This is a genomic window from Microcoleus sp. FACHB-68, from assembly GCF_014695715.1.
GTDB lineage: Bacteria > Cyanobacteriota > Cyanobacteriia > Cyanobacteriales > Oscillatoriaceae > FACHB-68.
The window spans coordinates 110288-135286 of the sequence record NZ_JACJOT010000016.1; the positions used below are offsets into that span (position 1 = coordinate 110288).

A 24999-nucleotide genomic window follows, 5' to 3' on the forward strand; every position below is an offset into this window, starting at 1 on the left:
CCTCTGCTTATGGCTAGCAATCAAACTGGTATAGAATGGACTGACAGAACTTGGAACCCTACAACCGGCTGTAGCAAAGTTAGCCCTGGTTGCACACATTGCTATGCAGAAGCATTAACAAAGCGTTTCCATACAAATTTTCCAACAGGTTTTGACTTAACACTACATCCAGAACGCCTAAATTATCCTAGACACTGGCGCAAACCTAGTCGAATTTTTGTCAACTCAATGAGCGATCTATTCCACGAAAAAGTGCCTCTTGAGTTTCTTAAGCAAGTTTTTAATGTGATAGGTGAAACACCTTGGCACATCTATCAAATTCTCACAAAAAGGCATGAGCGTTTACTTGAGCTTGCGCCTCAATTAGATTGGCATGAAAATATTTGGATGGGAGTGTCTGTAGAAAATCAAAACTACGTTCACCGTGTTGACTACTTGCGACAAGTACCTGCAGCGGTGCGATTCCTATCATGCGAACCACTTTTAGGCGCTTTGGAAATGGACTTGACAGGTATAGACTGGGTCATTGTTGGAGGAGAGTCAGGTTTAAAACATCGTTCTATAGAACTAGATTGGGTGAAGAAGATTCAGGATCAATGTCAGGACGCAGGGGTAGCATTTTTCTTCAAGCAATGGGGAGGTAGAACACCTAAAGCGGGCGGGAGATTGCTAGAGGGGCAAATTTGGGATGAAATGCCGGCAGCATGGGATAAATACCTTCAACAGAGGATTAATGATGCTGTGAAATCTAGACGCACAGTAAAGAAATCTAATCATGCTATTTTGGCGGGAAGGTAACTTTTACCTTATCTCCAAATGTATTCTTCTTTCGTGGGGGAGTAGGTGGATCGGCTATGATTTTGCCTTGCTGCTCTAGTTTCAACAGCACATCTTTGTAATTTTTGCTAATGTAGCGTTTGCCTACGTGATGCTGGTTATAAACATCTTTCATTGCCAGTGTCTTACCAGCAAACTCATCGAGTAACATATTTTCAAGTTCATCAAGCGGTCGTGATAGCTCAAAAAGTAAAGGTTGATATATCGTAGCCGGATTGTAATCAAAAGATGGCACTCCTTGGTCTGAGGTTGTGCTTTCTTTAGCCATAATTTCTTTCATGATAGAGTAGCCCAGGACATTTTTAGAAACAAAAATTAGGTGATGGCTAGTTCTTGTAGCTTCATCGTTTTTAAAGCAAAATGGCAGCACATATTTACCACCTATTTCTTTGAGAGCTTCAGAAATAGCTTCTAGCACAGTTAATTCCCGTTCGTAGGAAGGCATGGGGTTTAGTTTCTTTCGCAGGACATCGGCTCGTTCTTTACCAAACAGGGCGTTCATGTGTTCTTCAACAACTTTATTACCCAAACTCATATTTATTCGATTATAGTTAAAGAAGAATATACAGTCACACCCCCAATTCCTTATTAACGATCCGATCAGTCTTATTGATAATCCTTTATATCCCCAGGGGTCAATAAAAAATAAGGTTGGTACTAGCCTAAATTGTTCAAACATTCGGACAAATTTTTCTCCTACCTCCTCATTTAAAACTCTAGGTTGATGTCTCAAACTCTCTATATTAGCTAGGGAACTTATGGCTTGTTGGAGTGACTGCGTGTTATTGGAGTCTCTATCATTAAAGATAGTCATTAACATTTCTCGCATATCTGGATCTGCAATAGCACGCTCCAAAATCAGTAAAGGAGTAGACTTAGAGCCATCTTGGTATCGACCAGGCCCAGAAAATAAATCAATATAAGCAATATTATGCCCCCTTGTCTTAGCGTGAGGGGTAACGACTTTGGCCCAAGCCCAAAAGTATTTAGCCACTATTTCAGCTTTGACCAAAGACTGTTCTTTAGATTTATCAAAGAAAGAACTATTGCTCATCAGCTTCTTCTCCTAAACATCAATTAAATCCTCCTAATGCGTGTTTTATACTGCTGCCATGAAATACCGCGTAATATAAACCGCTGTTCCGAGTTAAATTGCTGCGTTAAAACTTGGGGGTTCATGGGTAATCGCATTTTTAGCTTTTTCTCATTATAGTCAAACCAAGATTAGAGACGCGAGCAACCCGCGTCTCCAGAATTCTGAGTCACTGATTAAGGGGAAATACCGAATCCCCCACCCCCAGGAGTTTCTATTATAAAAGTATCACCGGCATTCATTTCAACAACTGCGTTACTGCTTAATTCTTCTACACTTCCATCATGGCGATTCACGTAATTTTTCCCTAAAGCACCGGCATCCCCACCCTTTAACCCATAAGGCGGAATTATCCGACGACTTGATAATATTCCAGCCGTCATCGGTTCCAGAAAACGAAGGCGACGAATGACTCCATTTCCGCCGTAAAAATGCCCTTTGCCACCACTATTGGGGCGAATGGAAAAACTCTCTAAAAGTACAGGAAACCGCCATTCTAAAACCTCTGGATCGGTGAGGCGAGAATTTGTCATGTGCGTTTGCACTGCATCGGTGCCGGCAAACTTAGTCCCCGCTCCAGATCCGCCGCAAATCGTTTCATAATATTGATAGCGTTCGCTGCCAAACGTAAAATTATTCATCGTTCCCTGAGATGCCGCCATTACTCCCAGCGCACAATACAAAGCATCGGTAATATTCTGGGAAGTCTCCACATTGCCGGCAACCACGGCAGCCGGATAACGCGGATTCAGCATACACCCTTCAGAAATAATAATTTCCAAAGGTTTAAGGCAACCGGCATTTAAGGGAATATCATCATCGACTAATGTGCGAAAAACATATAAAACTGCTGCTTTGCACACGGCTGCCGGCGCATTGAAATTACTGTTAAGTTGAGGAGATGTGCCGGTGAAATCTATCTTGGCGCTACGACTGGATTGATTGATAGAAATTTTCACCTTAATTTCACCGCCATTATCCATCGGATAGGTAAATTCCCCATCTTTTAAAACTGCAATTGCACGGCGTACTGACTCCTCAGCATTATCCTGCACAAAACCCATATAAGCTTGTACAGTTTCCAACCCGTAATGCTCAACCATCTTATGCAGTTCTCGCATTCCCCGCTCATTTGCGGCAACTTGTGCTTGCAAATCTGCAATATTTTGAACCGGCTTTCGTGCAGGGTAATTTCCTGAAGCAAGTTGTTCTAAAAGTTGTTTCTCTTGGAATTTTCCTTGATTAATCAAAAGGAAATTATCAAATAACACCCCCTCTTGCTCAACACTGGTGCTACTTGGCGGCATTGAACCTGGAGTAATTCCGCCGATATCTGCATGGTGTCCCCGTGAGGCGAGGTAAAAGAGAGGGGAAGAGTCAGAGGGAGAAAAAACCGGCGTAATTACGGTAATATCAGGGAGGTGAGTGCCGCCATTGTAGGGATTATTCGACACATAAACATCCCCAGATTTAAGCGTGCCGGCACGCGCCGTAATTAAAGCTTTTACACTTTCACTCATCGAACCTAAATGCACCGGAATATGAGGCGCATTCGCAATTAGCTCACCATTGCTATCGAAAATAGCGCAGGAGAAATCGAGGCGTTCTTTAATATTGACAGAGGAACTCGTATTTTGCAGCGTAATTCCCATCTGTTCGGCAATTGCCCGAAACAAATTATTAAAAATCTCCAGCATCACGGGATCTGCTTTATCCACCGCAGATAAACGCTGATTAATACGAATGTCTTCATCTGCGTTTATCTGCGTGCATCTGCGGTTTAAAATTAAATGATTGCGCTCAGTTAATTGCGCCTGCCAACCTGGCTCAATAATATTCGTACCCGTTGCTTCAATAATAATTCCCGGCCCGACAACTTCATCCCCAGGTTGCAAATCTTGCCGCTGAAAAACCGGCACTTCCTGCCACTCACCGGCAGCATACATTTGTACCATAGCAACCGGCACCGGCACCGCATCTGTGCGCCGCGAAATCATCGACTCTGCCGGCGACTCCATCTTTTCCACTAACTCAACCGAAACCGCCTCAACAATTAGCGCCTTTTCCGGTTGAACAAAGCCATAACGCTGCCGGTGTGCCTCCTCAAATTGCTCCCGCATCGTCGCAGTCTCGCCAAAATCGACAATTAGCGCCGAATCTGTTCCCTCATATCTCAGACGTACCTTCTGCAAAACCTCCATCTGCGTTAATCTGCCTGCATCTGCGGTTAATTCGCCTTTCCCTTGCGTCTCCAACTCTGCTAATGCTTGTTTTAATGTCGGCACCAATTCACTGCTTAACTTCGCCTCAATCGCCCGTTCCCGAATCACCCGCACATCCGCCAAACCCATACCATAAGCCGAAAGCACCCCCGCGTAAGGATGAATAAATACCTGTTTCATCCCCAGTGCATCCGCAATTAAGCAAGCGTGTTGCCCACCGGCACCACCAAAACAACACAAAGTATATTCAGAAACATCATAGCCGCGCTGAAGTGAGATTTTTTTAATCGCACTTGCCATTTTTTCCACAGCAATTGCCAGGAAGCCAGCCGCCACTTCTTCCGGGGTGCGCCTGTCCCCCGTTGCCTGCTCAATTTCTTGCGCCAACTGGGCAAACTTCTGCTGCACAATCTCTGCATCCAGCGGTAAATCCCCATTCGGGCCAAATACCTTGGGAAAAAATGCCGGCTGAATTTTGCCGGTGATTACATTGCAATCGGTTACAGTCAGCGGCCCATTTTTCCCGTAGGCAGCAGGGCCAGGATTTGCCCCTGCCGATTCTGGCCCAACGCGATAGCGGGAACCATCAAAAAAGAGTATCGAACCGCCGCCGGCAGCCACCGTATGAATCGCCATCATTGGGGTTCGCAGCCGCACACCGGCAATTTCGGTTTCAAATTCTCGCTCGTATTCACCGTTATAATGAGCCACATCAGTAGAGGTGCCGCCCATGTCAAAGGTGATGATTTGGTCAAAACCGGCAATTTTGCTCGTCTGCACCGCCCCGACAATGCCACCTGCCGGCCCGGATAAAATACTGTCTTTGCCCTGAAATTGTTGGGCATCGGTCAATCCGCCGTTGGATTGCATAAACATTAGCTTCACAGAATTGCCTAACTCAGCGGCAACTCGATCCACGTAGCGGCGCAGAATAGGCGATAAATAAGCATCAACAACAGTGGTATCGCCTCGGCTGACCAGTTTCATTAAGGGGCTAACTTTGTGAGAAACTGAAACTTGAATATAGCCTATTTTTTGTGCGATTTCAGCAAGGCGCTGCTCATGAGTCGAGTAGCGATAGCCGTGCATCAAGACAATTGCACAACTACGGATGCCGGCGTCGTAGGCTTCTTGTAACGCGGCGGCTGCACTGGCTTCTTCCAAAGGAATTAAAGCTTCACCTTGGGCGCTGTAGCGTTCTTCAACTTCAATGACGCGCTCATAGAGCATTTCTGGCAGTACAATGTGCAGAGCGAAGATATCAGGCCGGTTTTGGTAGCCAATGCGTAGCGCGTCTCGAAAGCCTTTGGTAATCAGCAATACGGTGCGATCGCCTTTCCGTTCCAGCAGGGCATTTGTGGCGACGGTTGTGCCCATTTTGACGACTTCAACGGAATCTGAGGGAATCGGTTCACCGGCACCCATTCCCATCATCTCCCGAATTCCCTGAACTGGCGCATCGCTATAGCGTTCAGGATTTTCTGATAACAGTTTGTGAACCAGCAGTTGCCCATCGGGGCGTTTGGCAACAATGTCGGTAAACGTGCCGCCTCGGTCGATCCAAAATTGCCAGCGATTACTGAGATTTGGGGAAGTATTCATTGCGGGACGAGTAAAAACGACTGTTATGAGTTTATATTTATTTTTTTTAGCGATTATTCAGATTTGGGGAAGTGTTCATTGCGAAACGAGTAAAAACGACTGTTATCACTTTATATTTATTTTGTTTGCTGAAACCGGCAACTGTTAGCTGAAAACCGCATCAGTTCATTTTTACCCAGAAGGGCTGTATCATGTCTCTCAATATATTCATTCGGAAAACCACGCACTTTGTTTTGTGGCGTCCGGGATCGTTGGAACCCGCACCTGCACTTTACATTGGCACTTTCAAAACATCCGAGTCACCAACTTTTGACAATTTTCGAGAAATTCCGCTGAAACAATCCGCGCAATTTTCCGATTTATGGGAAGTGCCGGCGCAAGAGTGTGATTTAAAAGACGGACAAGTTTATTACTACTGGTTTAAAGTTCGTGACACCGCCCCTTATAGCGAAGCCTATCAAGTGGTTTACTGCACCGATCCGATGGCTTGGACAGTGGATCGGCGGTTTCCTGCGCCGGTGCCGGCAGAGAAAGGCGGAATTGCTAGTTTTGATGCCGCCAGTGTGGTGTTATTTAAGAATGGTCAGCTAATTCCTTGTGATCCTCAAGGGCAAACTGTTAGCTGGGAAGGAGATGTTGATTTGCCGGCACTCCCAACGAATAACCGGCTCGTTATTTACGAATTACCGACTCGTTGGGCACGAATTGATTCAACTGGTGAAATTGTAGTCGGCAACGGCACATTTCGGGACGTTCTCTCTCTATTAGTTCCAGACAAAACCGCACCGACATTTCCCACCCTTAATGAAGTAAAAAACCGCGCTCATCTTGTGGAACTCGGTGTGAATGCGTTGGAATTGCTGCCGCCATCCGATAGCGACGATAAGCTGGAATGGGGTTACGGCACTGGCAACTATTTCGCCGCAGATTTCGATTTAGGATTGCCAGATCATCAATCAGAACCCACGGCTTCAACTGATTTAGCCAATTTAATCAAGGTTTGTCATCAGCATGGCTTGCGCTTTTTTGTCGATGCCGTAATGGCGTTTTCTCGGAATAATCCTTACCACAATATTAGCTTTCTCGATTTCTACATCAAATGGGGTGCCGGTGATCCAGAACAAGGCAGTCGAGATGGATTTGGCGGGGATTTATTCAAATATAATTATTGGGTGGAAGGCTATCACCCCATAAACGGACAAAAATCTTGGTTTGTGCCGGCTCGTGAATACATGAAAGCCTACGCCGCCCACTGGCTGCAATACTACCGAGTCGATGGTTTGCGCCTTGATAGTGTGAATAATGTTGGCAATTATGACTTTTTAGAGGAATTTAAAAACTTCTGTCGTTCGCTTTGGCGGGAACGCTGGGGAAATCAAAATGGAGCCGATGAGCGTTTCCTTGTCGTCGGTGAAGAGTTAAGTGTGCCGCTGTCTCTAGTTCGGCAAAATCGTTTAGATGGGTTGTGGAACGAAAAGTTTAAGCAAATTATCCGGCGGGTGATTTTAGGTCAAAATGCCTTTGATGAATCCAGCTTTGAATGGAGCGTGCGTAAACTCATTGACTGCCGGCTTTTAGGGTTTGCCAATGATTACGAGGCGGTTAATTATCTAACGTCTCATGATATTGGCGGCATGGGAAATGAGCGTTTATTTAATTGGCTGAAGAATAACGGAATTCATCACACCGAACCGCGCATTAAGTTAGCATTTGTCTGCTTATTAACCGCTGTGGGAGTTCCGATGATTTTTGCCGGCGATGAATTTGCAGACGAACAAGATTTGGATCTCAGTAACGAACATGGAAATCACAAACAAATTGATCCAGTTAACTACAGCCGCGTGAAAGAAGATTGGCGGCAGCGCATTTTTCAATATGTCGCCAGATTAATTAAATTCCGCACAACTGCTGAGGCTTTTTCAGTCAGTGATACCCACTTTATTCACTGTGACTTCAACGAAGGAAAGCGAGTTGTTGTGTGGCAGCGCGGCAATCAAGCTGATAAATTAGTGGTTGTGGTTGCCAATTTCTCTGATTACGGCACACCTCCAGGTTCAGAGTATAAAGTCCCCAATTGGCCGGGAATTCCTGCCGGCAAACAGTGGAAGGAAATTTCACAAGATCGGATGGTGCCAAATGAGTGGGCCGGTAGAGAAGGGATTTTCCCTTGGGAAGCGAAAGTTTACGCAATGGTTTAATGATTGAAAAAGTTAGCGATCACGTTTTAGCGGCGTGATCGCTCCTTGATAAAAGCTTAATCTGTGGTTACTTTTTGCTGAGTAATGTGCAAAGCTTTTCTGCAATTTCACTTTGTATTTCTGACGACAATTCCCCCAATTCACGCTGAATAACTGCTGTAGAAACCGTTACCAATTGGTGTAACCTAATCGTGGATGGAACTCGTAAGCCTGAAGCTGCGAAATCTGGATGCGTGGTATCTAAGACGATGTCTGTTTCCTGTAATTTAGGAGGAATACGGCTGGTGATATAAGCTAAGATGATGTGCCGGCGTGAGCCTAAAGGGTTCGTTAAGCAAGCAGCTGGACGCAGCTTATTAGCTGATAGATCGTCATAGGGGAACGGCGCAAGGAAAATCTTACCCTTCATCATGGAATGGTTTACCATCGGCTAGGGTATAGATGCCTTCTTCAGAGTCTGTTGGGGAGATAAACTCAGGATCGCTGATAACTGATTTAGCCCATTCTGGGTCATGAAAAGGCTTGCCATCCGCTAAAGTGTAAATATCTTCTTCAGAGTCTTTCAAAAAATCAAAGGCTGGATTCCTCATGGCTGCTTTTAGCCATTCATATTCTTCTTGTTCTGCTTTTTTAAGGAGGATCGCCTCCAATGCTTCTAACCGTTTGAGATCGGCATAGGTAATGAGAGCAGCAATCGCATTTCCTTCTTGTTCAATCACGATGCGAGAACCACTACCTTCAAGCCGATTAATCAGTTCGGAAAAATTGTGATTATCTAGATTCAGATAGTTAATGAGAGCAGCAATCACATTTCCTTCTTGTTCAATCACGATGCGAGAACCACTACCTTCAAGCCGATTAATCAGTTCGGAAAAATTGTGATTATCTAGATTCAGATTAGTTTTTGCCATCTTCTACCCCGTTAGTTTAATTGATTGGCTCGTACTTTCTCATTTCTCCCCCTGCCATTTTCCTGATTAATCTGTTGAAGTTCAATTTGAACGCGCTTTAAGCGCACCGCCAAACTTTGATAGTCTGGTCATTACTCCCACTAACGAGAGATAGACAATCAGGGCTAAAAGCTACAGATGTTACAGCGCTAGAATGCTCCGTTAAAATATTTAGTGGAATTCCTATTTTTACCTCCCAATTCATAATAGTTGAATCATGGCTGTCGGTAGCGATAAATGAGGTATTCGGGCTAATAACTACAGGATTTATAAGTTCAGATCCGAATGTTTAGTTGAATCATTGCTGGCCATAGCAATGACGCTAGCAATGAGTTGGAAAGTCGGGCTAATAACTACAGAATTTTTAAAATCCGGAGTTAACTGTTTAATAGTGAGACTTTTTAGTTGTTCACCTTTTTCAAGTGACCAAATCTTGGCCTTCCTCTTGTATGGCAGTAAGTGCCTAGAACTTAAGCATTCTGACATCTTTGCACTGGGAATATTTTAGCATTACTCGCCTTTGCGGGTGGGTATGCGATATTTCCTTATCATAAAAGTTTTTCCAAGACAGCCTTTGCCCACTCCCATCACCCGTATCTAAAAGTAAAACCGGCTTCATTTCATAACAAAGCCGGCAAAAAGCTGTGTGCAGTTGCTCGCAACAAGGCGCGAGTCTTTCACGTCTTTCAGTGTAAGCTGCCGGCGCATTTTGTGGGAATATAGAATTGCTGCAGCAGATGGAATGCGCGTTGAAATACTTCAACAATCTGCCGATCACCCTCATCCTAATGGGTGAACTGATGGAGCGATTGATAAAGCCTGCTACTGGATGAACTGATTGGGCGATGGTGGCGATGGGTGTGACCCCTTACCTTAGTAAATGTAGACATTCACTCCACCCAGAAAACAATGCAAACCACAGATAACCAACCCATCCAAGCTCAAGCCGCTGCCGCTCAATTGAATAAACCCCAACTCCTGTTTGGATCTAAGGGAGAAGCGGTTAAGGAAATGCAAAAACTCCTGATTCATTGGGGTTACTGCATCAATGCTGATGGCGACTTCGGACATAAAACGTTAGAAGCGGTTAAAGCCTATCAGCGCCGCGTTTTCCTTAAAGCCGATGGCATTGTGGGAAATATCACTTGGCAAGCACTCTACACCGGCGCACCTGTTAATATGCCGGTGTTGCGAAAAGGCAGTAAAGGTCAGGCTGTGATTACCTTACAGCAAGCGCTCAAAGATGCCGGTAATTATAAATCCACCATTGACGGTGATTTTGGCCCTGGGACTGATGGAGGGCTTCGAGCATTCCAAAAAAATGCCAATTTAGCCGTTGATGGCATCACCGGCAGCTCAACTTGGTATGCCTTGAGCCGAATTTACGCGCCCTATCACTGCTAATTCCGGGAAACCGCATTGAGCAACTGCGTTTTCAGTTCTGTTATAGCGGTTTCCAGCTAACTGCAAACCGCTATAACTCTCAAATTATAAAACCGGCTTCATTCCTTAACGAACCGGCTAACTTCTATAAACTAAAAAAGTGCCGGTGTAGCCATCCAAAAAATCGTGATCGCTACCCCGGCATTTTTAATGGGTTTCCCAGTCCGGACAATTTGCATCATCCCAACCGCTCGGATGCATCCCGCAAACTAACAAATTGCCCCCGTAAACATGACCATGATAATTGCGGCAACCCATACAAGCTGGATGTTTTTGCGATGTGGGTTCCACATAATGCACATACTGATCAGGCTGATCGGTAAAATCTAATTCTTCCAGTTCCAAATAAACATCGAACATCGGCTCGACAAGTTCATTTAAAAACCGATCCAGATCATTGACAAACGTATTCTGTACTTGTGCTGTAATTTCTTCAGAAAGCTCGAAAGAAAGCTCAAAGAAGGCATCGACCGCTTCGAGCGCTTCTTCAGTTACTTCGATGAAGAACTGCTCAACCTCGTGAGTCGCCTCTTCCAGCATCTCAAAAAAACTTTTTTGCCAGTCTTCCATTGGCGTGTAAGCTTGCTCTTAAAAAACATCATAAAAGTGCAGGTTGAGCCGCAAAGCGGGAATCCTGCACTTCTTTCTCCATTGTGATCCCTGATCGGGGAATGTGGAGTGGATTGCTGCACTCATCTTCACACTCTGTAATCTCTTCCAGGAATAAAGCCACCGGCGCTTTTGCTATCCCTGTTGTGTGATTCTACTCGCGCTGTAGCCGGCGCAACTCTTCCTGCAACGCTTCTACCTGATCACGCAGGTTATCTGCCTTTTTCGTTTCCGATGTTGAGGGTTCCTCTTCATCGAGGATCTCAATCCGTCTTGGCTCAGCCGGCCCTTCTTTCGCGGCTGTTCCGCCGGATGGCTGCTGCTGCGCCTTAATCACCATATCGTCAACAAACTTGCGGGCTTCTTCCGCTGTCATCTCGCCCCGCTCAACCATTTCATCTGCAAGCTTTTGAGCTTGGGTTCGCAGCTGACTCAACGTGCTGCCGGCCCTCTCGCCGGCATAAGAAGCCAGCCCAACACCGAGGTAAAAAGCCTTTTGAACAATATCTCCTAAACCAGCCATTGCTAGTGAGGCTCCTTGAGAACACAAGTATCTGATGATTCCAGCATAAAGTTAAAGCTGGCTGATTGCCCACTGAACTCAAGGCGTAAAAAAAAAGTGACCCGGAGTCCACGCCTACCACAAGCATCCCGTGTTGCTGCTACCTTCCGGTCCTGACAAGATTTAGGCGTTGCGATCGCATGAGTCCGAGCCAATAACACTATAACATAACTATTTACTCTACGACTACGCACCACTCGTAAATGTCATATTTAACGCAGCCATTTTTCACTAAGGGATCTTGGGCAACCAGCGCGTGGGCTTCTTCCTTGGATGCTGCCTCAAACAGCAGCATTCCGCCGCCACGTCTCGCCCAGTAGCCAGTACGCGCCTTATGTCCCTTTTCAATTAAGTCTCGGACATAAGCCTTGTGTGCCGGCACATACTGATCAAATGTAGATTTATCGACAATTCCTTCCTCAATCTTGACAAACCAAGGCATCGTATTAGTAGTGATTAGTGGGGATTAGTGATGGACAAATCTAAAAGTCGCTACTTCATTGCGCTTCTGCCACCCAAAGACATTAGAACCCAAGTCAATGAGATCAAGCAATACTTTGCCGATCACTACGGCAGTCGTGCTGCATTTAAATCGCCTCCTCATATCACGCTGCAACCCCCCTTTGAATGGCTGACTGAGGAGGTGCCGGTGTTGGAGGAGTGTTTGAGTGAATTTGCCAGTGAACGCCCTTCTGTTCCCATTACCCTCTCTGGCTTTGCTGCCTTTGTCCCCCGCGTCATCTACGTCAATGTTATAAAAACGCCGGCTTTGCTAACCTTGCAAGCCGGCTTAATGACGCATTTGGAAACTACCCTAGGCATTACAGATCCCAAATCAAAACAGCGTCCTTATGCGCCGCACATGACAGTTGCTTTTAGAGACTTGAGCCGGCAAAATTTCAAAGCCGCTTGGCCAGAATTTCAGGATCGAGAACTGCATTTTGAATTTACAGCCGGCAACCTGACGCTGCTAATTCACGATGGCAAGCAGTGGAATATCCATCGTGAGTTTCCATTTCAACCGGCTTTTTAGGGAACACATAACGCTTTTTAGCTTCACATCAGCCATTCCCAGGCAAGCGCCTGGGAACGAACTTGCTTTACGATTTACTAGCTTTTCGGGCGATGAATAATTGACTCAACAACACGGCGCTTACTATTTTGGTCAATGCCAATTAAACGCACATAATCCCCACTGTGCTCATGCAGGCAAGCTTCCAATGCTGAAATTGCTTCCGACTCTTGATTCGCTGGAATTGAAGCACAACTTATCCAAGAATTTGTTCGGAACCGGCGCTTATCCACATACTCAATGCCAAGGCGATATCCACCTTGCACAATTTGTTGCAGTTGTTCCATCACTTCTGCACTGAGTTGCGAATTATGACCGTTGCCGGTGTGGGTCACTTGCTGGTAAGCTGCAACATGAGTTGGATCATTTGCTATCTCATTGCGATCAACCGCCTTTTTGGCTTCCCTTTCGGTTGATGATAGTTGATTTGCCGGTTGATAAGATGAGGATTGATTTCCCGATTGATTTTTCGATTGATAAGATGAGGGTTGATTTCCCGATTGATTTGCCGGTTGATAAGATGAGGGTTGATTTCCCGATTGATTTGCCGGTTGATAAGATGAGGGTTGATTTCCCGATTGATTTGCCGGCTGATTATTTGAGCGCAAGACTTGATTATATTCTTTTGCCAGCCCTGTTTTCTGCACCCGTTGCTGTTCCTGGCTCATCAAATTACCAAATTCGATTAAGCGAGACAAACTGAAATCTGGTTTAGGAAATTGTGGCTTGCCTTCAGAGCTATTTGCCACACGCGAGGAAATCCGCTCAATTCCTATTTTGTAAATAAATTCTCGGATTTGCTCATCATAAAGCCGCGCCCGCAACGCACCGTAGAAATCAATCGCTTGATTGGGAAATGTATCAACAAGTTTTTCAACGTCTTTGCGAGAAAGTTCATCTTGCTCAAAAATACCGGAAACGATACCAATTCGGTCATCTCTGTCTGGTTCCCAGTAGAATTTTTCCATCCGGCCATCCCGGATCAGCGGCTCATATAGGGTGGAAAAGTCGTTGCCGGTGACAAGAATGGGGACACGGTGTAGAGGCGTGGAATCATAACTGCCAGGGAGTTGCACATTGGTGGGATTATCGGCAATGTTCATCAGGGTGCCGTTCACCATCTGTGTGTTTACCGTGTATTGAGTGGTTGAGTCAAACCGCCCCGCACCGGCATCCAAATCGTTAATCATTAGTACGCACATTTTGCCACGCACTTTAATTAACTCTGCGGCTTCCCGATAGCGCAGGCGAACCAAACGTGATGGATCTCCCGCATCTGGACTTTCCAACTCGCCGGCAGACATATGAATGACTTCAATGCCCATCCTTTGGAAAATTTGTTCGCATTGAAAGGTTTTGCCCTCTCCCTTGCGTCCATGAATGCCGAGAATCAGCGGAACTCGTACTTTCGGAAGGTCTAAGAAGTTTTTGGTGATGTGAACCGCAACTTTATCTAAAAAACGGGGAGAAATGTAATACGTCATTGGTCTAATTTTTAGCGTTTGCTCTGATTTCCTTTATTGTTAAGATTTTATGACACAATGACAGTTTTGTAGAATTTTTCTTAATAGCCGGTACAAACTCACAGTCGTAAAACGCAAAGCTACAGGCTACGAAAAAGCGAACTCAAGGCTTTTGACAAATAAACGGTAGGGAAGCAATCAATGAACTCTGCCAAAGAAAGGAATAACCGGCCTCGGCTTTGCCCAACCGACTTGATAAGCGATTAAGCACTTCAGATATTATGTAAGCTTATGAAACCTATAAAAACGCGAGGAACCGGCAAGCACATGATACGGCGTCACTCCTTCCTCCTTTTGGTATATTTAAAAATAAAAAATAATATAAAATCGTATTTTATGTTGATATATTTCAACAGCTTTGTTTTGAAAAAAATGATTTTAATCTAACAATTTTACTTGCTTTTTTTAAGTTAAATATTTGTTTAACTGCATTGTTCTCTTTTTATACCCAATTAAATTATAAAAAATTATATTGGATAAAAGAATAAAGGGCAAACAAAATGCCCCTTACAAAGAGAAATTCTTTTTTTGACCTTTTAATTATGCTGCTGCCTTCTCTTCCATGAGCGCAAACATCTTTTTAGTAGCGCCGCAAATCGGGCAAACCCAATCTTCTGGAATCTCTTCAAAAGGTGTGCCGGCGGCAATTCCTGAATCTGGATCGCCAACAGCCGGATCGTAAATCATGCTGCACTTTTTGCAGATCCAACGACTGGTGGCTGGGTTATCGCTGACAACTCTCGGTGCCGGCTTTTCTCCCTCTAATTCTTGTAACGCTTCAGTATAACGCTCTGCATGGAATTGCTCTGTGTGTTTGAGCAATCCAAAACGTTGAGCTGCTTGCCGAAACATCTGTGCGTGCTCGGCAGATTCCGCCGCTTGAGCTTTAAATTCATTTGCCGCGCCACTGTCGCGATCTCGCTCAGCATCTGCTGCAAAATCCGGATACATTGTCTTGTATTCATACGTCTCGCCCTCAACTGCTAGGGAAAGACAGCGAGACATAATTTCGTGTTTTTGGGCGTCAGATAAACCGGCTGCATCTTCTACAGCAAGTTCTGGATGCAACAAAGAAAAGTGGGCAAACGCGTGTTCTGTTTCTTGTGCTGCTGTTTCTTTGAATAACTTGGATATCTCCCCAAACCCTAATTGACGGGCGACTTCTGCAAAAAATAGATACTTCCGATTCGCCATAGATTCGCCGGCGAAGGCAGCTTCTAAGTTTTTAAAGGTATTAGAATTTGACAGATCCATTTCCTTGGATGAGTCTGGACTCATAAGTGTTCTCCCCTTGGTTTGTGTTTTCCTCACCGAGCAAGTTTCCCCTGCCCTAGTGGGTTGATTTTAGCGGCATCTTTGACTGTTAAAGTCAGGGTTAGCTGACGGTAAAAGATGCGCGAGGGGAATAATTTTGCAAAACCGGCACCCCATTTGCCCAAAAAGCCGGCACTGTCTACGTTAGTATTTTTTCCCTAAATTCCTAAAAACTCCCGCACCAACTTTAAATAAGTCGCCGGATCTTCAAGCATGGGAAAGTGAGCGGTTTCTCGTATCAAGGCAAACTCAACCTTATCACTGAGCGAGGCGGCGTGCCGGCCCATTTCTGCTGGGATAATTTGGTCATACTCACCGGCTACCAGCAGCGTTGGGACTTTCAATTGAGCAAATTCTTGCGGCATCACCAAAGATGCTTTCTCACTCACCGAGGTAAAAATTGTGCCCATCGCCGCCGCATAATCTGCCTCCAGAAAATCTTCCATGAAAGCACGTCTCAAGTTGCCGGCAATACTGCGGCGCAGGAACCGCGCCATAAACATCCGATCTGCAAAAGGAATGTTTACCAGCCATTTCGGGCGAAATTTGACCACATAGCCGCCAAATTTATGAAATGCCTTAAACGCTTTTTCTTCGTACTCAAAAACCCCACTGCACGTTAGAATCGCACGTTCCACTCGTTCTGGATAGCGGTTAAGAAACAGTGTCGCCACAGACGCCCCCATTGAATGGGCGTTGAGATACACGCGCTGTAGCTGCAAAGCGTCTAGCAACCCCAGCAAGTCGTCGGCATAGCTTTCCATTTCATAATCTAATTCTTCCTGCGTCTGCGGATCAGGCTGCTGCTGCTTTGGCAACTTGGAACGCCCAAACCCGCGCATATCATAAAGCAGGCAATCAAATTGATCAGCGAGTGCCTTTGCCGTCGTCTCCCAGTAACGAGCCGAGCCGGCCCATCCGTGCATAAAAACCATCACCGGCTTGTTTTCTGAAGCTGCCGGTGATTTAACCCATTCGTAGTAATGTTCGACTCCGCGAACCTGAATGTAGGGCATCCTGAAACTGCTTGTTGCGAATAAAGTATGAAGCATTGAGTGTAGAGCGGGCGAAGCTATCTCACCAGATCCCTATTCCCAATGCTCCATTTTAAGCTGATTCCGGTTTAGGCAGCGAAGACGGATGCACTAAAAGTTCCGCTGTTGAGCGCTTCTCTACCATTTCTCGCGTAATCATACAGCGCGATACATCCTTGCGGGAAGGCAACTCATACATCACATCCAGCATCAACTCTTCCACGATGCCCCGCAGCGCCCGTGCGCCGGTTTTGCGGCGGTAAGCTTCTTGAGCGATCGCCCGAATTGCCTCTGCCTTAAACTCTAGCTGCACGTTGTCCATCTTCAGCAGCTTTTGGTACTGCTTCACGAGGGCGTTGCGCGGCTGAGTCAAGATTGCAATGAGGGCTTCCTCATCCAGCGGTTCCACCACCGCCACCATTGGCACCCGCCCGATGAACTCTGGAATCATGCCAAACTTCACCAAGTCATCGGGTTCCAGTTGCTTGAGAATATCTGTTGCGCGTTTTTCCTTGGGCTGACCTTCTCCAGGTTGAACAAAGCCCATTGATTTTTTCCCAATGCGCTGTTCAACTACTTTATCCAGCCCCACAAACGCTCCCCCGCAGACAAACAGGATATTGCTTGTGTCTATCTGGATGCAATCTTGATAGGGGTGTTTGCGTCCTCCTTGGGGGGGGACATTGGCGATAGTGCCTTCCAGCATTTTCAGCAGCGCTTGCTGTACTCCTTCGCCGGAGACATCCCGTGTGATTGAGGGATTTTCGCTCTTGCGAGCAATCTTGTCGATTTCATCAATGTAGATAATCCCGCGTTGGGCTTCTTCTACATCCAAGTCTGCGACTTGCAGCAGCCGCAGCAGAATATTTTCGACATCTTCTCCAACGTACCCCGCTTCTGTCAGCGTTGTGGCATCCGCGACGGCAAAGGGAACGTCAAGAATATCTGCCAGGGTTTGAGCCAAAAGAGTTTTGCCGCAGCCGGTGGGACCCATCAGCAAAATGTTAGACTTTTGCAACTCCACCGTATCGTCAGGAGCGGCTTTACCGTTAACTTTGGCTTGGGTGAAGCTCAGACGCTTGTAGTGGTTGTAAACCGCCACAGAAAGCACTTTTTTTGCTTCATCTTGGCCAATCACGTGTTCGTCGAGATATTTCTTAATTTCTCTCGGCTTAGGAATTTGATTCAAGGATAAATTCCCAGACCGAGCTCGCCGCTTCTGAGGGGGTTCAGAACGCGGAGTCGGCTGGGGAGTTGCAGAGCCGGCATCAAACAGCTCTTCGTCTAAGATTTCATTGCACAGGTCTACGCATTCATCGCAAATGTAGACTCCCGGACCGGCAATCAACTTGCGGACTTGCTCCTGAGACTTACCACAAAAGGAACATTTTAGATGGGAGTCGTACTTGGACATATCTGCCTCTCATTTCTATGCGCTAACGGCCTCTCCGGGGATGGGAAGGCTCTGCTTTGATACCACCTGGTCAATCAGGCCATACTCTTTGGCCTCTAAAGCCGACATATAGTAGTCGCGCTCGGTATCGACTTCTACTTTTTCAAACGGCTGACCCGTGTGCATGGCCAGCAACTCATTGAGATTGCGTTTGATATATAGAATTTCTTTGGCTTGAATTTCGATATCAATCGCTTGCCCTTGAGCACCGCCAAGGGGTTGGTGAATCATGATCCGGGCGCTTGGCAAAGACATCCGTTTGCCCTTGGTTCCCCCGCAGAGGAGAAACGCCCCCATGCTTGCTGCATGGCCAAAACAAATGGTCACCACATCGGGGCGAATCTGTTGCATGGTGTCGTAAATTGCCATGCCGGCGTAAACTGAGCCACCCGGAGAGTTGATGTATATCTGAATATCTTTTTCTGAATCTTCAGCTTCTAGATACAGCAACTGCGCCACAATTGAGTCTGCCACGGCATCGTCAATGGGTGTGCCCAGAAACACGATTCTTTCCCGCAGCAGCCGTGAGTAAATATCAAACGCCCGTTCCCCCACGCCGGACTGTTCCACCACCATCGGGAGGACAGCATCTGCGCCGGAGCGAATCTCCAAGCGACTCAAGTTGATAAATGGGTCATTTTGGGACTGAGATACAAGCATAGGAGTTAACTCAAAGCGTGCAATTTAGCATCTAGCTGTTAAGGGAATTTTCCAGATGGTAGCAACGACTGCCTCTGGTATCTGTCACCATTATGCCGCAGCTAGATGGACTCTGCCGGTTTGTTTCGGGAAAAATGCCCGAATGGCTCACAAATCCCGCGACTCGCTCTTGCTTAAGAGCAAAGTTTGCGTCTTTTTCACCGGCTTCAGGTTGGCTCTCCAGAAGATGATACAGCCGGCTCATCTACTTGAGTGACTTCAGCCTCAAGAATCTGCTCTGATGCCGCAGCCGTTTCTTCTTCCTCAAGTTCGGCCTCATCTTTTTTCGTTAAAGAACCTTCTGGCAGCAGTTCGATGTTCGCGTTTTCTGCCAGCCATTCGAGGGTTTTTTCTCGCTGTAGCTCTGCTTGGACAAAATCGCGCACCCTGACTGGATCAATGGATTGACCGGCAAGCTGGGCCACGACTTCTTCGATCCGGGTATCAATCTCTGCGTCTGTCGGTTCGATTGATTCTAGCTTGGCAATTTCTTGCAGAGCGCGAGCCTGTTTGATGCGCTCAATCGCTTCCGGTCGTGAACGCTCCCGCATCTGGGGCAGGTTTTCTTCACTATAGAGCTGCTTGACATCTAGGCCGTAATTTCCCAGTTGGATGGCCATTTGCTTGAGCAGGTACTCGACTTCTCGCTCAATCAGCGTTTCCGGAATTTCCATTTCTACGTGATTTAAAAGCTCCTTGAGCAAGGCTTGCTCTTTGTTGGCTTTTGTTTCCTTATCGGCATCCTCTTTATATTTGGACTCGACCGATTCTCGCAGTTCTGCTAAGGTTTGGAACTCGCTGACTTCTTGAGCGAAGTCATCATCCAATGGGGGCAGCTCTTTTTCTTTGAGGTCTTGCAGAGTAATGGTGAAAATTGTAGATCTGCCGGCCAGGTCTTCGCGGGTGTAATCTTCCGGAAACTGAACGGTAACTTCCTTCGTTTCTCCCAGATTCATGCCGAAGATGCCTTCGATGAAGCCGGGAATAAACTTGCCTTCTACCAATTCCACTTGAAAGTCGGTTGCTTGCGCTCCGGGAACTTCTGCGGTGGCTTCCTCTGCTGAGTCACTGGCAAACCGTGCAGTATAGTCAACGACTGCCATATCTCCCTGCTGTGCCGGTCGCCCTTCTACCGGAATTAAGGTAGCCTGTTCCCCTCGGCGCTGTTCGAGAAACTTATCGACTTGGCTAGAATCTGGCTTGACTTCTTCAGCCTGTACCGTCAATCCTTTGTAGTCACTCACCTGAACTGCCGGCTCTACATCCACTGTGGCTTTGTAGGTTAGCGGCTCTCCGGGTTTAAACTGGGTGATCAGTTCCTCGAAGGACGTGAGGAGTTGATAGTTGCCGATCGCTGGAATCGATTCCTGCTTGATGGCTGCTTCCAGGCCATTTTGAATCAAGTCTTCCAAGGTGGCGGCTTTGATGCGGACGGTTCCTAAGCGCTGGAGCAATATCTGGCGAGGAACCTTGCCTTTGCGAAACCCAGGAATATTCGCTGTGCGGCTGAGGTCTTGAATGACCCGCTCGTAGGTCTTTGTAGACATTTCTGGGGGAATTTCGATTTCTAGGCCAACTTGGCTAGCTGGAAGCTTTTCCTGGGTGACTTTCATGGGCGCGTTCGTTTCAGACAACAGCTGTGATGGTTCTTGATCGGTTTTATTCGGTGCTTCACCGGCTGAGATTGCGTTAAAGGCGATCCTCCAGCAATGGAGGTCAACATCGCCTAGCAGCTCGCAGCCGGTGATGGGATCGGGCCGGACAAGACCGCTAGGTCTAACTGGGTATTTCCAGCCCAAACTTCCGGTTACGATCGCCGTTCAAATTTCTATCGTAACCGATCCAAACGCAGTATTTTGTTTAATTCTACGGCCTGCCCGTGACGGAAGTTTGAACGAGGCTCACCCCAGTGCGCTTAGCCGGCCTATCTCAGGCGCTGTGGTGGAGCTTGGAGCCGGATCAAGATTGGGTGACAATTTCTGTGATAAGCTTGTTAACCTAACGACATCTTCTAAATTGCGTGATGAAAAAGCCAGTTAATTAGGCTCCTGGGCTTTAGGCCGGCCTAAACGCTTCCAAAATAGGCTAATTAAAGATAAATTTATAACAGCGTTGCAGTTTGAATCGGTTATTCTAGTTGAAATGCCCATAAAAGGCGCACTGGACGGGAGACTGTATCAGCAGGGTGTAAGGATAAGGAAAATCCCCAGAAAAATATACTTTTTTAGATAAAATTTAATGGAAAATCAAAAGTAATGACTGCTAAATTTTAGATTTAATCAAGTTTTTTTTTGATGTTTCAAGATCGCGAAGTTAATAAACAATTGTGATGAGTTAACAGGAGGAAACGAATTTGCCTGAATCTTATCGAGTAGCAATTTTAGGAGCCACCGGCGCAGTTGGCACAGAATTGCTGGAATTATTGGAAAACCGGAACTTTCCCCTCAGCGAACTGAAGCTGCTAGCTTCCCCGCGCTCAGCAGGGCGGACTTTACCCTTTAAAGGTGAACAACTGCCGGTGGAGCCTGTGGAAGAGGGTGCGTTTGAAAATGTAGATATCGTTTTGGCTTCTGCCGGCGGTTCAACGTCGAAACAGTGGGCGCATAAAGCCGTAGCAGCCGGTGCGGTGGTGATCGATAACTCCAGCGCGTTTCGCATGGACCCCAACGTTCCTCTCGTCGTGCCAGAGGTGAATCCAGAAGCAGCGGCGAATCATCGGGGAATTATCGCCAATCCTAACTGCACCACGATTTTAATGAGTGTGGCAGTGTGGCCCTTGCATAAAGTTGCGCCGGTGCAGCGCATCGTTGCCGCCACCTACCAATCGGCAAGTGGTGCCGGTGCGCGGGCAATGGAAGAAATGAAAGCCCAAGCCCAAGCGATTTTGGCCGGGGAAACACCCAAAACAGAAATCTTCCCCTATCCCCTCGCCTTTAACTTATTCCCGCATAATTCCCCGCTAAATGATCAGGGATACTGTGAGGAAGAGATGAAGATGGTAAATGAGACACGCAAGATTTTCGGTGCGCCGGCATTGCGAGTTAGTGCGACGTGTGTGCGGGTTCCCGTATTGCGTGCCCATTCGGAAGCCCTTAACCTAGAGTTTGACCAACCGTTTAGTGTGGCTAAAGCGCGGGAAATCCTCTCAGAAGCTCCAGGGGTTGAGTTAGTAGAAGATTGGCAGGCGAATTACTTCCCCATGCCCTTTGAAGCAACAGGTCGGGATGACGTATTAGTTGGCAGAATTCGTCAGGATATTTCTCATCCTTGCGGCTTAGAACTGTGGCTGAGCGGGGATCAAATTCGCAAAGGAGCGGCTTTAAATGCCGTCCAAATTGCCGAATTATTGGTTGCTAAAAACTTGTTAAAACCGGCAGTTGCAATCGGTGCGAATAGCTAAAGGTTAATCGCTAATTACGTCTTTTGTCCCTAATTACGAGTCCGGAAATGATTTGCAAACGGACAAAGGAAAAAGGACTGCTGCACAAAGGACAAGCATACAAAAATAACTTAGGTAGAAACGTGTGGTAAATTTTGGACGGGTTGTGACGGCAATGATTACGCCGTTCAAAGAAGATGGGAGTGTCAACTACGCAGTCGCTGAACAACTGGCAGCGCATTTAGCGTCTCACGGAACAGATGCTTTAGTCGTGTGCGGGACAACCGGCGAGTCTCCCACATTAAGCTGGGATGAAGAATATCAGTTATTTCAGGTTGTGCAACAAGCCGTTGCCGGTAAAGCGAAAGTGATTGCCGGCACCGGCTCCAATTCCACCACAGAAGCGATCGCAGCGACCCAAAAAGCCGCTAGAATAGGATTGGATGGTTCTTTGCAGGTTGTCCCCTACTACAATAAGCCACCTCAGGAGGGACTTTATCAGCATTTCAAAACGATTGCCGAGGCAGTGCCCGACCTACCGTTGATGCTGTACAACATTCCGGGACGCACAGGGCAAAATCTTCTGCCAGAAACCGTTGCGAGATTAGCTGAAATTCCCAACATTGTGGCGATTAAGGAAGCGAGTGGCAACCTGGATCAAGTCACTCAAGTTCGATACGCCACCCCAGAGGAATTCAAGATATACTCTGGAGATGATTCCCTCACCCTTCCTATGCTGGCGGTAGGGGCTGCCGGCGTCGTCAGTGTTGCCTCTCATTTGGTGGGAGAACAACTCCAAGAAATGATCGAAGCATTTGAAACTGGCAAAACCGGCAAAGCCACTCAAATTCATCTGCAATTATTCCCCCTATTTAAAGCCCTGTTTGCAACAACCAATCCAATTCCAGTTAAGACAGCGCTTAAACTTCAAGGCTGGGATGTGGGTTCAACACGCTTACCCCTGTGCGATCCACCGGCTGAAGTCAGTCAAGCTTTATCAGCGGTGCTCAAAGAGTTATCTCTCCTGCAAACGAGCGTGTGGTAGCGATCCAGGTTTTTTGCAAAATTGAATACTTTGAAGGCGATGCCTCACCCCTGAGCTTTCAGGAAAACTGTTATTTGCTAGATGTCAGTAGCGAATCGCTAATGACTAAAGAAGCGGATTAAGTGCAAATTAGCAATGAATGATTAGCTAAATTCATTTGCAACTGTTAACAACCAAATTATCTATCAAAAGGATGTCCATGACTCAAAACGAATCTTCAACAGCCCTAAGAATTATTCCCCTAGGCGGATTGCACGAAATCGGCAAAAATACGTGCGTCTTTGAATACAACGACGAAATGATTTTGTTGGATGCCGGTTTAGGATTTCCCAGCGACTCCATGCACGGGGTGAATATTGTCCTGCCAGATATGACCTACGTGCGGGAAAACCGGCACAAAATTAAAGGCATGATTGTCACCCACGGTCATGAAGACCACATCGGCGGCATTGCCTTTCACTTAAAGCAATTTGATATTCCAGTGATTTACGGGCCGCGCTTAGCAATGGCCTTATTGGAAGGCAAACTCGAAGAAGCCGGTGTTTCCAACCGTACCGAACTGAGAAAAGTTGGGCCGCGCGATATGGTGCGAATTGGCACCTCATTCTTTGTGGAATTCATTCGCAACACCCACTCGATCGCAGACAGCTTCACCGTTGCCATTCATACCCCAGTTGGCATTCTCATTCACACAGGCGACTTCAAAGTTGACCACACGCCGGTTGATGGCGAATTTTTCGACTTTCAAAGATTGGCTGAGTATGGCGAAAAAGGCGTACTGTGCCTGATGAGCGACTCAACTAACTCGGAAACCCCAGGATTTACCCCCTCAGAACGGTCTGTTTATCCCAATTTAGATCGGGTTTTCTCGCAAGTACCAGGCCGCTTATTTGTCACGACCTTTGCCTCTTCAGTTCACCGGCTGCAGATGATTTTGGAGCTGGCTAAGAAACACAATCGGATTGTATCTGTCGTTGGCAGATCCATGCTGAATGTGATCGCACACGCCCGCAACCTAGGTTATATCAAGTGCGAAGATAACTTGTTTGAGCCGTTGCACGCGATTCGCCAGTTACCTGATGAGCGAGTGTTGATTTTGACCACCGGCTCTCAAGGTGAGCCAATGTCAGCCATGACACGGATTGCTCATGGGGAACACCGGCAGATCAAAATCCGCAAAGGCGATACCGTCGTCTTCTCCGCTAACCCCATCCCTGGCAATACCATCGCCGTTGTCAACACTATCGACAAGCTGATGATGCAGGGTGCTCACGTGGTTTATGGCCGAGATAAAGGCATTCACGTTTCCGGGCATGGTTGTCAGGAAGATCAAAAACTGATGATTGCCCTCACCCGTCCGAAATTCTTCTTGCCGGTTCACGGTGAGCACCGGATGTTAATCCAGCACTCTAAAACCGCTCAGAGTATGGGCATCCCCGCTGAGAATATGGTGATTATCGATAACGGAGATGTTGTTGCATTAACCGAAACCAGTATGCGGATCGCCGATAAAGTGCCCTCTGGATTGGAACTGGTGGATTCTTCCCGTACGGGTGTTGTGAAAGACAACGTCCTGAAAGAACGTCAGCAGCTTGCGGAAGACGGTGTCGTGACGATTGCCGCCGCGATTGACTGGAATGGTCAAATGACAGCGCAACCGGAAGTTCACCTGCGAGGGGTGGTATCATCCGTTGAGCGAATGCTGTTGAAACAGTGGGTCAGCGAAATTCTGGCAGGTTTATTGAATGATCGCTGGACAGAATTTGCCAAACCTTCAAATGATGGCGAACTGGAAGTCGATTGGGCCGGCCTTCATGTCCAAATTGAGCGCGAACTGCAACGAATGCTGCGCCGCGAACTGCAAAGCAATCCTTTACTGGTGTTCTTGATGCAAACGCCTCAAGAACCGCCGATGAAAACTGCCGGTAGACGCCGCCGCCCAACGGCTAAAGTTGCCTCGTAAT

General features: G+C 46.8%; 20 protein-coding genes and 1 other RNA gene. 7 read left to right on the forward strand and 14 right to left on the reverse strand.

All coding sequences use genetic code 11. The annotated features are described in order from the left end of the window. Positions 1-9 precede the first annotated feature (9 nt). Positions 10-798 (forward strand): phage Gp37/Gp68 family protein, encoded by a 789-nt coding sequence (locus H6F73_RS21915; RefSeq protein WP_190760882.1) that lies wholly within the window; start codon positions 10-12, stop codon positions 796-798. On the opposite strand, the gene H6F73_RS21920 is transcribed toward H6F73_RS21915, so the two are convergent. Together H6F73_RS21920 and H6F73_RS21925 are read right to left on the reverse strand one after the other, a co-directional pair. Next, the gene (locus tag H6F73_RS21920; protein WP_190760883.1) at positions 779-1891 is read right to left on the reverse strand and encodes a three-Cys-motif partner protein TcmP; all 1113 of its coding nucleotides are present in this window, start codon (positions 1889-1891) and stop codon (positions 779-781) included. The two genes, H6F73_RS21915 and H6F73_RS21920, sit on opposite strands and share 20 nt — an antisense overlap. Before the next feature lie 215 nt (positions 1892-2106). Next, positions 2107-5754: a hydantoinase B/oxoprolinase family protein gene (locus H6F73_RS21925; protein WP_190760884.1), complete on the reverse strand. Its 3648-nt coding sequence runs from the start codon at positions 5752-5754 to the stop codon at positions 2107-2109. A gap of 191 nt (positions 5755-5945) precedes the next feature. On the opposite strand from H6F73_RS21925, the gene H6F73_RS21930 reads away from it, so the two are divergent. Further along, positions 5946-7952 carry an alpha-amylase family glycosyl hydrolase gene (locus tag H6F73_RS21930; protein ID WP_190760885.1) on the forward strand — a complete coding sequence of 669 codons (2007 nt, stop codon included), beginning with the start codon at positions 5946-5948 and terminating at the stop codon, positions 7950-7952. 67 nt (positions 7953-8019) lie between these two features. Here the strand turns inward: H6F73_RS21930 and H6F73_RS21935 are convergent, their stop codons facing one another. Both H6F73_RS21935 and H6F73_RS21940 read right to left on the reverse strand, forming a co-directional pair. Further along, on the reverse strand, positions 8020-8364 hold the full coding sequence (locus H6F73_RS21935; protein ID WP_199330728.1) for a type II toxin-antitoxin system PemK/MazF family toxin: 345 nt from the start codon (positions 8362-8364) through the stop codon (positions 8020-8022). Beyond that, positions 8351-8863 carry a type II toxin-antitoxin system Phd/YefM family antitoxin gene (locus H6F73_RS21940; RefSeq protein WP_190760886.1) on the reverse strand — a complete coding sequence of 171 codons (513 nt, stop codon included), beginning with the start codon at positions 8861-8863 and terminating at the stop codon, positions 8351-8353. Before H6F73_RS21940 ends, H6F73_RS21935 begins: the two co-directional genes overlap by 14 nt. Before the next feature lie 948 nt (positions 8864-9811). On the opposite strand from H6F73_RS21940, the gene H6F73_RS21950 reads away from it, so the two are divergent. Further along, positions 9812-10306: a peptidoglycan-binding protein gene (locus H6F73_RS21950; protein ID WP_190760888.1), complete on the forward strand. Its 495-nt coding sequence runs from the start codon at positions 9812-9814 to the stop codon at positions 10304-10306. 186 nt (positions 10307-10492) lie between these two features. Here the strand turns inward: H6F73_RS21950 and H6F73_RS21955 are convergent, their stop codons facing one another. The 4 genes from H6F73_RS21955 to H6F73_RS21970 form a co-directional block, all read right to left on the reverse strand. After that, positions 10493-10915 (reverse strand): hypothetical protein, encoded by a 423-nt coding sequence (locus H6F73_RS21955; RefSeq protein WP_190760889.1) that lies wholly within the window; start codon positions 10913-10915, stop codon positions 10493-10495. A gap of 193 nt (positions 10916-11108) precedes the next feature. Next, positions 11109-11477, reverse strand: coding sequence for a hypothetical protein (locus tag H6F73_RS21960; RefSeq protein ID WP_147683346.1), 369 nt, complete (start codon positions 11475-11477; stop codon positions 11109-11111). 95 nt (positions 11478-11572) lie between these two features. After that, positions 11573-11669: signal recognition particle sRNA small type (gene ffs / locus H6F73_RS21965), an RNA gene on the reverse strand. A gap of 22 nt (positions 11670-11691) precedes the next feature. Then, positions 11692-11958, reverse strand: coding sequence for a YciI family protein (locus H6F73_RS21970; protein ID WP_147683344.1), 267 nt, complete (start codon positions 11956-11958; stop codon positions 11692-11694). Positions 11959-11988: 30 nt separating this feature from the next. Between H6F73_RS21970 and H6F73_RS21975 the strand changes: the two genes are divergently transcribed. After that, entirely contained in the window at positions 11989-12549 is a 561-nt protein-coding gene (locus H6F73_RS21975; protein WP_190760890.1) for a 2'-5' RNA ligase family protein, read from the forward strand. Between the two features lie 77 nt (positions 12550-12626). On the opposite strand, the gene H6F73_RS21980 is transcribed toward H6F73_RS21975, so the two are convergent. The 6 genes from H6F73_RS21980 to tig all read right to left on the reverse strand — a co-directional run bounded on the left by H6F73_RS21980 (position 12627) and on the right by tig (position 20410). Continuing rightward, positions 12627-14072 (reverse strand): ribulose bisphosphate carboxylase small subunit, encoded by a 1446-nt coding sequence (locus H6F73_RS21980; protein ID WP_190760891.1) that lies wholly within the window; start codon positions 14070-14072, stop codon positions 12627-12629. A 579-nt stretch (positions 14073-14651) separates the two neighbouring features. Further along, entirely contained in the window at positions 14652-15389 is a 738-nt protein-coding gene (locus H6F73_RS27105) for a rubrerythrin family protein (protein ID WP_199330729.1), read from the reverse strand. 194 nt (positions 15390-15583) lie between these two features. Further along, positions 15584-16441 (reverse strand): alpha/beta hydrolase, encoded by an 858-nt coding sequence (locus H6F73_RS21990; RefSeq protein ID WP_190760892.1) that lies wholly within the window; start codon positions 16439-16441, stop codon positions 15584-15586. 91 nt (positions 16442-16532) lie between these two features. Continuing rightward, the gene (gene clpX, locus H6F73_RS21995; RefSeq protein ID WP_190760893.1) at positions 16533-17873 is read right to left on the reverse strand and encodes an ATP-dependent protease ATP-binding subunit ClpX; all 1341 of its coding nucleotides are present in this window, start codon (positions 17871-17873) and stop codon (positions 16533-16535) included. A gap of 15 nt (positions 17874-17888) precedes the next feature. Then, the gene (gene clpP, locus H6F73_RS22000; protein ID WP_190760894.1) at positions 17889-18572 is read right to left on the reverse strand and encodes an ATP-dependent Clp endopeptidase proteolytic subunit ClpP; all 684 of its coding nucleotides are present in this window, start codon (positions 18570-18572) and stop codon (positions 17889-17891) included. A gap of 206 nt (positions 18573-18778) precedes the next feature. Next, positions 18779-20410 (reverse strand): trigger factor, encoded by a 1632-nt coding sequence (gene tig / locus H6F73_RS22005; RefSeq protein WP_347239596.1) that lies wholly within the window; start codon positions 20408-20410, stop codon positions 18779-18781. Positions 20411-20964: 554 nt separating this feature from the next. On the opposite strand from tig, the gene H6F73_RS22010 reads away from it, so the two are divergent. From H6F73_RS22010 to H6F73_RS22020, 3 genes are all read left to right on the forward strand, one after another. Further along, positions 20965-22011: an aspartate-semialdehyde dehydrogenase gene (locus H6F73_RS22010; RefSeq protein ID WP_190760895.1), complete on the forward strand. Its 1047-nt coding sequence runs from the start codon at positions 20965-20967 to the stop codon at positions 22009-22011. Between the two features lie 124 nt (positions 22012-22135). Beyond that, the gene (gene dapA / locus H6F73_RS22015) at positions 22136-23035 is read left to right on the forward strand and encodes a 4-hydroxy-tetrahydrodipicolinate synthase (RefSeq protein ID WP_190760896.1); all 900 of its coding nucleotides are present in this window, start codon (positions 22136-22138) and stop codon (positions 23033-23035) included. 199 nt (positions 23036-23234) lie between these two features. Next, complete coding sequence (locus H6F73_RS22020) at positions 23235-24998, forward strand: ribonuclease J (protein WP_190760897.1); 1764 nt, start codon at positions 23235-23237, stop codon at positions 24996-24998. Position 24999: the final 1 nt, after the last annotated feature.